The organism is Furfurilactobacillus curtus (assembly GCF_054657915.1).
Genome location: NZ_BAAHXU010000001.1, coordinates 1292947 through 1304827, shown reverse-complemented (window position 1 = coordinate 1304827; position 11881 = coordinate 1292947). Strand labels below are relative to the sequence as shown.

The 11881-nt window shown below is 46.0% G+C and carries 4 protein-coding genes, 2 tRNA genes and 3 rRNA genes; 7 read left to right on the top strand and 2 right to left on the bottom strand.

Features of this window, described 5'->3' with window-relative positions; all coding sequences use genetic code 11:
• Window positions 1-858, top strand: a complete 858-nt coding sequence (locus ACYQ0Y_RS06235; RefSeq protein ID WP_407882584.1) for a hypothetical protein — start codon at window positions 1-3, stop codon at window positions 856-858.
• 90 nt (window positions 859-948) lie between these two features.
• Here ACYQ0Y_RS06235 and ACYQ0Y_RS06230 read toward each other — a convergent pair whose 3' ends face one another.
• A complete protein-coding gene (locus ACYQ0Y_RS06230) occupies window positions 949-2166 on the bottom strand; it encodes a DUF2075 domain-containing protein (RefSeq protein WP_407882583.1) in 1218 nt (405 codons plus the stop codon).
• 708 nt (window positions 2167-2874) lie between these two features.
• Between ACYQ0Y_RS06230 and ACYQ0Y_RS06225 the strand changes: the two genes are divergently transcribed.
• From ACYQ0Y_RS06225 to ACYQ0Y_RS06200, 6 genes are all read left to right on the top strand, one after another.
• Window positions 2875-4449: ribosomal RNA gene (locus tag ACYQ0Y_RS06225) — 16S ribosomal RNA — on the top strand.
• Window positions 4450-4540: 91 nt separating this feature from the next.
• Window positions 4541-4614 (top strand) — tRNA-OTHER (locus tag ACYQ0Y_RS06220).
• 146 nt (window positions 4615-4760) lie between these two features.
• Window positions 4761-7679 (top strand): 23S ribosomal RNA (locus ACYQ0Y_RS06215).
• A gap of 63 nt (window positions 7680-7742) precedes the next feature.
• Window positions 7743-7859 (top strand): 5S ribosomal RNA (gene rrf, locus ACYQ0Y_RS06210).
• Together the 16S, 23S and 5S rRNA genes with 2 tRNA genes alongside form the textbook arrangement of a ribosomal RNA operon.
• Before the next feature lie 473 nt (window positions 7860-8332).
• Window positions 8333-8405 (top strand) — tRNA-Thr (locus ACYQ0Y_RS06205).
• Between the two features lie 226 nt (window positions 8406-8631).
• A complete protein-coding gene (locus ACYQ0Y_RS06200) occupies window positions 8632-9810 on the top strand; it encodes an NAD(P)/FAD-dependent oxidoreductase (RefSeq protein WP_407884360.1) in 1179 nt (392 codons plus the stop codon).
• A gap of 57 nt (window positions 9811-9867) precedes the next feature.
• On the opposite strand, the gene ACYQ0Y_RS06195 is transcribed toward ACYQ0Y_RS06200, so the two are convergent.
• Window positions 9868-11394 (bottom strand): bifunctional metallophosphatase/5'-nucleotidase, encoded by a 1527-nt coding sequence (locus ACYQ0Y_RS06195; protein WP_407884362.1) that lies wholly within the window; start codon window positions 11392-11394, stop codon window positions 9868-9870.
• Between the last annotated feature and the right edge of the window lie 487 nt (window positions 11395-11881).

Sequence of the window (11881 nt, the reverse complement as noted above, 5' to 3'; positions counted from 1 at the left end):
ATGCGACGAAATTCATTATTAATTGTGACAGCCGCGGTTAGTTTGCTGGCATTAGCTGGTTGTGGCCGTGCCTCACTATCAACAACGAAACAAACTTATCGCGCCAATGTACTGGTGGCACCAGTAAAAGGCCACACGAACGCCAAGACCGTGACTTATCAGATTGATCAACAAACGCCTCACAAGCAAACGGTTCACGACGGGACCTTCGTCATTCAGGTGCCGAGTACCACCAAGCGCCAGCAAGTTAAGCTGAGTGCTAATGGTAATCATCAGACTGTCCAAGTGGCGGCGGTGAAACCACTTACCAATTATCAAAGCCTGCAACAGGCTTATAATCAGGCATTGACCGGTTCGAAGATGTCCCCAGCTGCGCAAAAGCAAGCCGTAACCTTACAAAAGGCTGCCGCACAGTTAAAACAACAACCTAATCCGGAATTGGCGGCTACTGTTCAACAGTTACAACCACAAGTTCAAGCTGCGATGGCACAGGCTAAGACTGCGGCCAAGGGCCAGCTATTGCCAGTAGCCACACCGAAAAATGGCTTGCATGACGTGGTCAGCACAAAAGTTGTTCAAACACGGATGAATGTACAAGATGGTCAAGTTATGGCAGCATCAATGATGGTGCCAACTAAAGCTTTTAAGTCCAAAGCAGGCCAAAAAGAATTTGGGACGAGTTTTGCCCTAATGGCTGGTACGACTGGTGCGGATGCAAAGAAAGTGATGAAAGAATTTGGCAAGCAAACGAAAGCGGCCAAAAAAGGAAATACAACGGTTCATCCGATCTATTCGAATGGCGTGAAATTTACGTTTGGCGTTTCGACAAGTAAAATTTATCTGTTTATGGAAAAATAACACTTTAGTATTAGTATGAAATAGCTGGCTTGACCCAGTAAGCAAACGGCAGCCAATCACTGTAAAATCAGTGATTGGCTGCCGTTTAATTTATTCGCTTAATTCCCGTAAACGTTGGTGTAACGCTGGCTGACTAGCATACAGATATAAGCCTTTCACGCCGCGTTTCATCAAGACGTTTAGAACGTTTAACGTTAGTTGTTCATTAATTTGCTGGCGCTCTTTTGGATCTGACAAATCGTCGCGTCGTTTGAAGACTTCGGGGTCAGTGACACGACTTGGATCCACGATTAATCGATCGGTAACAGGGTTGTAATCAAAGGGCGGCCCGATAATCACCCCGACATAATTTAAGTCGAAGCCTTGAACGGTGTAAATTGAGCCAACCTCGTTAATTGTGCTGGCTTTTTCAGCCCAAGCCGTGGTTTGGTAGTTGTATTGATCCCAAGGTAGTTTAAAATGGCCAGCGGTGACAAAGTGCTGCCCACCATCGAGTTTGGAGGGATACCCAGATGTAGCGACGATACGAGATAGGCCCATTTGCTCGTTTTTGTTGCGAATCTGCTGATACATTGTTTGAGCATCGTCAAAAATTTGCAAATCATATTGACCTTGATGCAGTGGCAAAGGCAATAGTTGGCGACTAGTAAAGGCGTTAATCCAGTCAACTACAGATGAGTCGGCATGCATACGAAATTGTTCGTGTAGTTCGAAATCGGCGTGGGGAATTGATCCGATCAATTGTCGAAGGCGATGTGTATTCCAAAAGCTCTTTGTTTTTAGAACCTGGTTAGCGTCAAAGACGATAATGACGACCTTGGCAAGTTTTAAAAGCTCACATAATTGATTCTGTTGGTCGAAATTATTGTAGCGGTCAGGTCGTGACAACAAAAGATGTGCTTCATCAACGATGATAATGTCGGCACGCGTGTGTTGTTTGTGCGAACGGTTGATGAACGATGTCGGTCGATCAAAGTCCTTCTTTCGCAAATTGGGTAAAGGACCTGCAAGTTCCTTATAAACTTTGAGAATTTCCGGATGATTAACGAGAAAAATATTATTTGTTTGATAAAACGGACTCTGTGGGTCAGTTCGAGCTGCCGCTTGTAATGTATTAAATAGATGACTGAGAACGACGCTTTTGCCGGTTCCCGCCTCACCACGAATCGTAAAAATGCCCGGTTTGAAAGAGCCGGTTTGCAACCGTTGTATGCAAAAAGTCAGAGCTTTTTTAACCAGTTCCGACTGCTGAGGTGATAAAGGTTGATCTGGTGCCAGTTTGGCTAGTGCTGAATTATTGTTACTCACATTAAACTTCCTTATTGATGTTTTACGTTATTTTACACCCTTAGACTGTTAGCGCGGGGGCGATGGGTGTTGCTAATGATGAACCCAGCGTTGGCATTTCTCCACTAGCCATTAAGTTAAGCTGGTCAGCGTGCTCTGGATCATTCTTATTGGGTACATGTAGCTAATGTGGGGGAATGTATATTTGGATAGAATTAGTAGGTCAAATTCTTTAGTTAATTTCATATTTTTACGCTACTTCCTTATGAAAAATGGTTTTTGCATAATATAAAGCTAAAATGGTATAAAAGTAAATGAATATGAATAATATCGCTGTTTTGTTCTAGAACAATGCATATGTTTGCCAAAATGAATTCGACCGACGAGTTCGATATTGGTAATCTTTGAACGATGTTGAATATTTTCTTGATAAAATGCTTGACCCAACTAGAACAGATTGATATAGTATTACTTGCTGTTACGGAAGAGCGAGTTATTGATAAACAGATTTCAAAAAAATGTTCATTTAATTGCTTGACTCCTAGTTGATAGCATGATACACTAATTAAGTTGTCACATGGCAACAAAGTAGATCTTTGAAAACTGAACAACGTTTCGACGAATCAAATGTGTAGGGTCTTTGAACTTCGGTTCAAAGCAATACAAATTGTGAAGTCAATTCACTTTATAACCAAGTAACAAAAACAAGAGCTATTTCAAATAACTCATTAATTTGAGAGTTTGATCCTGGCTCAGGATGAACGCTGGCGGCGTGCCTAATACATGCAAGTCGAACGCGCTTTGGTTCTAGATTGACGGTGCTTGCACTAGATTGAAAGAACAATGAAGCGAGTGGCGAACGGGTGAGTAACACGTGGGTAACCTGCCCTGAAGTGGGGGATAACATTTGGAAACAGATGCTAATACCGCATAACAACGAAAACCACATGGTTTTCGCTTGAAAGATGGTTTCGGCTATCACTTCAGGATGGACCCGCGGTGCATTAGCTAGTTGGTAAGGTAACGGCTTACCAAGGCGATGATGCATAGCCGAGCTGAGAGGCTGATCGGCCACATTGGGACTGAGACACGGCCCAGACTCCTACGGGAGGCAGCAGTAGGGAATCTTCCACAATGGGCGAAAGCCTGATGGAGCAACGCCGCGTGAGTGAAGAAGGGTTTCGGCTCGTAAAACTCTGTTGTTAAAGAAGAACGAATCTGAGAGTAACTGTTCAGATTGTGACGGTATTTAACCAGAAAGCCACGGCTAACTACGTGCCAGCAGCCGCGGTAATACGTAGGTGGCAAGCGTTATCCGGATTTATTGGGCGTAAAGGGAGTGCAGGCGGTTACTTAAGTCTGATGTGAAAGCCTTCGGCTTAACCGGAGAAGGGCATCGGAAACTGGGCAACTTGAGTGCAGAAGAGGGTAGTGGAACTCCATGTGTAGCGGTGGAATGCGTAGATATATGGAAGAACACCAGTGGCGAAGGCGGCTACCTGGTCTGTAACTGACGCTGAGGCTCGAAAGCATGGGTAGCAAACAGGATTAGATACCCTGGTAGTCCATGCCGTAAACGATGAATGCTAGGTGTTAGGGGGTTTCCGCCCCTTAGTGCCGCAGCTAACGCAATAAGCATTCCGCCTGGGGAGTACGACCGCAAGGTTGAAACTCAAAGGAATTGACGGGGACCCGCACAAGCGGTGGAGCATGTGGTTTAATTCGAAGCTACGCGAAGAACCTTACCAGGGCTTGACATCTTCTGCTAATCTTAGAGATAAGACGTTCCCTTCGGGGACGGAAAGACAGGTGGTGCATGGTTGTCGTCAGCTCGTGTCGTGAGATGTTGGGTTAAGTCCCGCAACGAGCGCAACCCTTATGATTAGTTGCCAGCATTAAGTTGGGCACTCTAATGAGACTGCCGGTGACAAACCGGAGGAAGGTGGGGACGACGTCAAATCATCATGCCCCTTATGTCCTGGGCTACACACGTGCTACAATGGATGGTACAACGAGCAGCGAAGTCGCGAGGCCAAGCAAATCTCTTAAAGCCATTCTCAGTTCGGACTGTAGGCTGCAACTCGCCTACACGAAGTCGGAATCGCTAGTAATCGCGGATCAGCATGCCGCGGTGAATACGTTCCCGGGTCTTGTACACACCGCCCGTCACACCATGAGAGTTTGTAACACCCAAAGTCGGTGGGGTAACCTTTTAGGAGCCAGCCGCCTAAGGTGGGACAGATGATTAGGGTGAAGTCGTAACAAGGTAGCCGTAGGAGAACCTGCGGCTGGATCACCTCCTTTCTAAGGAAATAAATCGGAACCTTACACATTAGTGGAAACGTTGTTCAGTTTTGAGGGATTTACTCTCAAGCTTAGTCATGTGATGACCTATGGGGGATTAGCTCAGATGGGAGAGCAGCACTTGCTTGCAAGTGAAAGACAGTGGTTCAAGCCCATTATCCTCCATTGGTCACGTCAGTGACCGAGGATTGCACATTGAAAACTGAATCTTGATTCTTTTTATTAAAAACCGAGAACACCGCGTTTTTTGAGTTTTTTAACAAGTAATTGTTATTCGCTAAACTCACAACCGCAGTTCTTTAGAACTGTTAGGTTAAGTTAACAAGGGCGCACGGTGGATGCCTTGGCACTAGGAGCCGATGAAGGACGGGACTAACACCGATATGCTTCGGGGAGCTGTAAGTAAGCTTTGATCCGGAGATTTCCGAATGGGGGAACCCAGCCAGTTTAACCGCTGGTTATCACTAGGGGAATACATACTCTAGTTGAAGGTAGACGTTGTGAACTGAAACATCTCATTAGCAACAGGAAGAGAAAGAAAAATCGATTCCCTAAGTAGCGGCGAGCGAACGGGGAAGAGCCCAAACCAGACTGCTTGCAGTTTGGGGTTGTAGGACTGAACATTTGAGTTACCAAGGACCTTGATAGTCGAAGACGTTGGGAAGCGTCGCCATAGGGTGTGAGAGCCACGTAGACGAAATCAAAGTCCCTCAGTTCAGGATCCTGAGTACGGCGGAGCACGTGAAATTCCGTCGGAATTTGCGGGGACCATCCCGTAAGGCTAAATACTCCCTAGTGACCGATAGTGAACCAGTACCGTGAGGGAAAGGTGAAAAGCACCCCGGAAGGGGAGTGAAATAGTTCCTGAAACCGTGTGCCTACAAGTAGTTAGAGCCCGTTAATGGGTGATAGCGTGCCTTTTGTAGAATGAACCGGCGAGTTACGTTAGCATGCAAGGTTAAGGTGGAAAGACCGGAGCCGTAGCGAAAGCGAGTCTGAAATGGGCGATTGAGTATGTTGAAGTAGACCCGAAACCAGGTGACCTACCCATGTGCAGGTTGAAAGTGCGGTAATACGCACCGGAGGACCGAACCCGTGTCTGTTGAAAAAGGCTGGGATGACGTGTGGGTAGCGGTGAAATTCCAAACGAACTTGGAGATAGCTGGTTCTCTCCGAAATAGCTTTAGGGCTAGCCTCGGATTAGAGCATCATGGAGGTAGAGCACTGTTTGAACTAGGGGCCCGTCATGGGTTACTGAATTCAGATAAACTCCGAATGCCATTGATGTGTTATCCGGGAGTCAGACGATGAGTGATAAGATCCACCGTCGAAAGGGGAACAGCCCAGATCACCAGTTAAGGTCCCAAAATATGTGCTAAGTGGAAAAGGATGTGGAGTTGCACAGACAACTAGGATGTTGGCTCAGAAGCAGCCACCATTTAAAGAGTGCGTAATAGCTCACTAGTCGAGTGATTCTGCGCCGAAAATGTACCGGGGCTAAGCACATTACCGAAACTGTGGGTGCCACGTAAGTGGCGCGATAGGAGAGCGTTCTATGGGCGGAGAAGTCAGACCGTGAGGACTGGTGGAGCGCATAGAAGTGAGAATGCCGGTATGAGTAGCGAAAGATCAGTGAGAATCTGATCCACCGAATGACTAAGGTTTCCTGGGGAAGGCTCGTCCACCCAGGGTTAGTCGGGACCTAAGGCGAGGCCGAGAGGCGTAGTCGATGGCTAACAGGTTGAGATTCCTGTACTAGTTAAACGTGTTTGAACAATGGAGGGACGCAGAAGGCTAAACGATCCAGACGGATGGAAATGTCTGGTCAAGCAGCAAGGTGGTTCATGAGTTAAATGCTTATGGGCTTAACACCAAGCTGTGATGAGGACCGAATTTAGTAGGGAAGTCGTTGATGTCACGCTGCCGAGAAAAGCTTCTAGTGAGCGTTTAATTACCCGTACCGCAAACCGACACAGGTAGTCGAGGAGAGTATCCTCAGGTGAGCGAGCGAACTCTCGTTAAGGAACTCGGCAAAATGACCCCGTAACTTCGGAATAAGGGGTGCTGCACTAACGTGCAGCCGCAGTGAAAAGGCCCAGGCGACTGTTTATCAAAAACACAGGTTTCTGCAAAATCGTAAGATGACGTATAGGGGCTGACGCCTGCCCAGTGCTGGAAGGTTAAAAGGATGGGTTAGCGTAAGCGAAGCTCAGAATTGAAGCCCCAGTGAACGGCGGCCGTAACTATAACGGTCCTAAGGTAGCGAAATTCCTTGTCGGGTAAGTTCCGACCCGCATGAAAGGCGTAACGATCTGGGCACTGTCTCAACGAGAGACTCGGTGAAATTATATTACCCGTGAAGATGCGGGTTACCCGCGACAGGACGGAAAGACCCCATGGAGCTTTACTGTAGCTTGATATTGGGTGTCTGTATAACTTGTACAGGATAGGTAGGAGCCGTAGAGCTCGGGACGCTAGTCTCGAAGGAGGCGTTGGTGGGATACTACCCTTGTTATACGGCCACTCTAACCCGCGCCACTTAGCGTGGCGGGAGACAGTGTCAGGTAGGCAGTTTGACTGGGGCGGTCGCCTCCTAAAAGGTAACGGAGGCGCCCAAAGGTTCCCTCAAAATGGTTGGAAATCATTTGTAGAGTGTAAAGGCACAAGGGAGCTTGACTGTGAGACAGACAGGTCGAGCAGGGACGAAAGTCGGGCTTAGTGATCCGGTGGTACCGTATGGAAGGGCCATCGCTCAACGGATAAAAGCTACCCTGGGGATAACAGGCTCATCTCCCCCAAGAGTCCACATCGACGGGGAGGTTTGGCACCTCGATGTCGGCTCATCGCATCCTGGGGCTGTAGTCGGTCCCAAGGGTTGGGCTGTTCGCCCATTAAAGCGGTACGCGAGCTGGGTTCAGAACGTCGTGAGACAGTTCGGTCCCTATCCGTCGCGGGCGCAGGAAATTTGAGAGGAGCTGTCCTTAGTACGAGAGGACCGGGATGGACATACCGCTGGTGTACCAGTTGTGCCGCCAGGCGCATCGCTGGGTAGCTATGTATGGATGAGATAAACGCTGAAAGCATCTAAGTGTGAAACTCGCCTCGAGATGAGATTTCCCATTCCTATATGGAAGTAAGACCCCTCAGAGATGATGAGGTAGATAGGCTAGAAGTGGAAGTGTGGCGACACATGGAGCGGACTAGTACTAATCGGTCGAGGACTTAACCACGAAGTGGTGGTCCGGTTAAGATAAAAAGAATCAGATTCAGTTTTGAGTGGGTAACCCTCAGAGTGTGGTGATGATGGCACGAAGGATACACCCGTTCCCATGCCGAACACGGAAGTTAAGCTTCGTCGCGCCAAGAGTAGTTGGGGGATCGCTCCCTGCGAGGGTAGGCCGTCGCCATGCATATGAATCGTCAATCTGCGGATTGGCGATTTTTTTTGACTTCATCTCAACTAATAAGATGACGATTAGTGACCAAGTTAGACGGCAAACCAAGCTAATCAAGAAGAATGACGGTTGTGATGAAAACTAAACAGCTGATGGTTCATACCAAAACCCATTTCGTTTTGGAATAAACAGACTGATGCTAATCAAGACGGTCGCACTTAGAAACAAAGCCGGGTTAAATTGAAGTTAGCCTAACCTGGACGTAATGGGGATCAACTGAGTGGACCCAGGGCGTTTCTGATGAATGCCTGTGAAGTTCAGGATAGCAATCGCAATCGACAATGTGTCTGCTTAATCCACTAGGCTAATCCTTTAATCCGTTAAAAGAGATTTCCAATTAGTCGCTGGATGGCCCACGTTTTGATTTAGAAAGATACTTGAAGCAAACGGCCAAGTTCGCTATACTATCAGATGTGCCAATTAGTCTTGCCGGATTAGCTCAGTTGGTAGAGCATCGGTATCGTAAACCGAGGGTCAGGTGTTCGAGTCACCTATCCGGCATCGAATCTAGTCTCGTTTAACCACGTTTAGACGTGGTTTTTTATTAGTAAAATAGTCTCAGAAATCAAACGTCGATTTCTGAGACTATTTTTTTAGATATAAGCAATTTTATGAATTGCGAAAGCGTATTCTAAGACATCTGAACAGCTGCCACTTATAATGAAATTATAGATGTTTTAGATTGATGAACGAGTAACATCAATAAAATTTAGTGGAGGAACTAACTATGACTGAAGTTGTTGTTTTAGGTGCTGGTTACGCTGGTCTTCGTGCAATACGCGAGTTGCACGGAATGCCTAATGTACATTTAACGTTGATTAATCGTGATCCATATCATTATGAAGCGACCGCGTTGCATACCGTGGCGATTGGTACTAATGAACCAGATCACATTACCTTTGATATCAAACAAGCATTGCCTGAGGATGTCACGTTCACGGTAGCCACGGTAACTAAAATTGATGTGGAAGCCAAAACAATTACACTGGCAGATCAAAGTCAGCCACTTACTTACGACTATTTAATCACCGCACTTGGCTTTGAGTCAGAGGACTTTGGCATTAAAGGGGCAGATGAATATGCATTGCCCTTAGAAAATGTTAAGACGGCCGAAGCCATTCGTCGACACTTAGAAGATCGATTGGCTGGGTACCAGGAAACTCAAGATGAGAATGACTTGCATATTATCGTGTGCGGTGCCGGGTTCACTAGCGTTGAGTTACTGGGCGAATTGGTTCACAGAATTCCTTCACTGATTGAAGAATATCATTTGCCTGCTGAATTGATCCAAATCACTTGTTTAGAAGCGGCGCCAAAGGTATTACCAATGTTTGATCAAAAGTTAGTGGATTATGCGGTTCAATACTTGGCCGACCATGGTGCGGTTATCCACACGTCCACACCGATTGATGAAGTGACACCGACGGGCGTAAAGAGCGGTGATACAACATTCAATGCCAACACGATTATTTGGACGACGGGCGTGCGCGGCAGCCATGTAATTGCAGATTCAGGCTTTCAGCAAAAAAGAAATCGCGTGGCAGTTGATCCGACATTGACACTAAAGGATCATCCTGAGGTCTTTATTATCGGTGATGTTAGCGCTGTGCCTGATCCAGCAAGTGGGCGTTTCTATCCAACGACCGGGCAAATTTCTATCGCTCAGGCAACTCATGTAGCTAAAAATTTGCGTGCTCAGTTGGATGGTAACGCAATGACACCATTTACTTATAAATCACTCGGAACAGTATGTTCACTAGGACCGAGCGTCGGAATCGCCGAATTAGGTGATCGTGGCAGTATGAAATTGCGCGGCCGCAAAGTCTCACTATTGAAGAAGATGGTCAATGATCGTACCATCATGGAAGAATCGGGAGTTGGCAACATGCTCCGTCATTTGAGTTAACCATGCCTAAAACACCCTGATTTTCGAACTGATGACGGAATCAGGGTGTTTTTTTGTCTACAAAACGATATCTTTCGCTGTTACTTTATATAAACGTTGGTGAGTTAGATTAATATGCGGATGTTTTTTAAAATATTGTTCAATTAATTTTGGCATGCTAATCGGAATCTCTTTAATAATTTTGTTGGCGGAAAACATTGGAAAACCATCGCCACCCAGTGCTCGGTAGTGATTTAAAACGATGTGTAGGCGATCATCGGGATTAACTGGTTGATGATGATAATGGAGGGCGACGACCCGTTTGCCGATTGGTTTGCTGACATCAAAAATATAATCAATCCCTGTAAAAAGATCATATTGGTTCGGCCGACTCGCTGCGACCGGATTTAATTGACCGTTGTTCCACTGCCAATAGCCGGCACATCTTTCCAAAGCAGCATATAAATCGGCACCAGTGACTTCGAGCACTGCCAGTGAATTTGAAAACGGATAATTAGTCAAGACTTGGCGCATCGTCACCTGTTCCTCAAATCCTTGACCAGTCGCTGATAGAATAGCGGCACCGGAGATGTCTACTGCGGCGGCGTCTGATTGAACTTGATTAAAAAAATCAATGAGCGGATGACCGTGAACTTGTGCATCTGTAAGGTCAGATAGTTTAGCACCACCTGGAAAACAGCCAATTTCTTGATTTAACCACGAACGGGTTTCTAATTCAGCCGTTTGAATCGTTGGGGGAACTGGAATTAAGGAGGGCAACCGCGTATCTGTATGAATTAGACTCGCTTTTGTCTGTGTGATATGGTGCTGATCAACGGTTAAATCTAGCCGACCAATACTAGCTCCATGGCAACCAACCTGGGTGACTGGAATATTGTTCACTATGGTGGCGAGTGGTTGATGGTGGCTGGTGATCATCGCATTGACGCCAGGGAGCGCAGTTAGGGCGGTGGCTTCGTCTGATTCGTCAGATGACAGAGGCTTGTCATTAAAACCGCCATGGTAAGCGATGACAACCACATCCGCTTGATTTTGTAATTGCGGCAGATAGTTTTTGGCGGTCTGTACTGCTGAAACGAAGGATAGTCCGGTTAGATGACGGCGTGGTTCCCATTTTGTAACCGCAGTCGTGGTCAATCCAAGGATCGCGACGGTGACGTCATGCTTTCTAAAAATGTGATAAGGCGTGCCAAAATAGGGTTTGCCATCTTGATCTAAAATATTGGCACAAAGTACTGGGAATTGGCGTTTGGACATGACTAATTCCAGATAATCGCGACCGTAGTTAAATTCGTGATTGCCTAGTATTGCTGCATTATATTTCATTCGGTTCATAATTCGACTCAAATCAGGCGCAACAAATGGATCAAAGCGATGTAAATATTCGGTTAATGGTGATCCTTGAATAAAGTCACCGTTATCGATAGTTAAAATCATGTCATTGTAACCGGCCATGGTTTTGATTTCTTCAAGATAGGCCGCAACCCGCGTTAATCCGCCGGGACCAACTTGATTTTGTTCATGATAGTTAATTGGCGCAATATAACCATGAATATCACTGGTTGATAAAATTGTTAAGTTCATAAGCACCTCATGGGTAAGCATTCAAATTGGTAATGTTCTATATGTAAACGGTGCCCTGACACAAACACCATTTTGTAAGAAATTAAAACTAGCAAACGTCATCGAAAGACTGGTTAATCGTGATCTTAGAACAGTCGCGTGTCCGATTCAGATCGAGAACAAAAGTTGATTCGGCTTAGCATTCTTCTGATTGGCATTGGCCGGACTAACTTTTGTTCGGACGCACCTCCTTTCCAATCCACAGTTCGCGATGGCATCCCCCCTTTCAGTTGTTAATCGAGATGACGAGGGCCTTTAGCAGTTGTTAGTATACACGATCAAATATATAGTTCAAGGCGTTAAGCGTTCGTAATTGTGCCGTGTTCAAGCTGATATTAAAGAATTTATGTTCCGATTCACGATTAATTCACGTATTTCTTATTTTGTTTTAAAGTGTTCCTTGCTATAACAACATTTGTGCCATAAATATGTAAAAAAAACCTCAAAT

Bases quoted from the DNA above. Each gene is read 5' to 3' on its own strand.
- ACYQ0Y_RS06200 (WP_407884360.1), top strand. From the start codon at position 8,632: ATGACTGAAGTTGTTGTTTTAGGTGCTGGTTACGCTGGTCTTCGTGCA.
- ACYQ0Y_RS06235 (WP_407882584.1), top strand. From the start codon at position 1: ATGCGACGAAATTCATTATTAATTGTGACAGCCGCGGTTAGTTTGCTG.
- ACYQ0Y_RS06195 (WP_407884362.1), bottom strand. From the start codon at position 11,394: ATGAACTTAACAATTTTATCAACCAGTGATATTCATGGTTATATTGCG.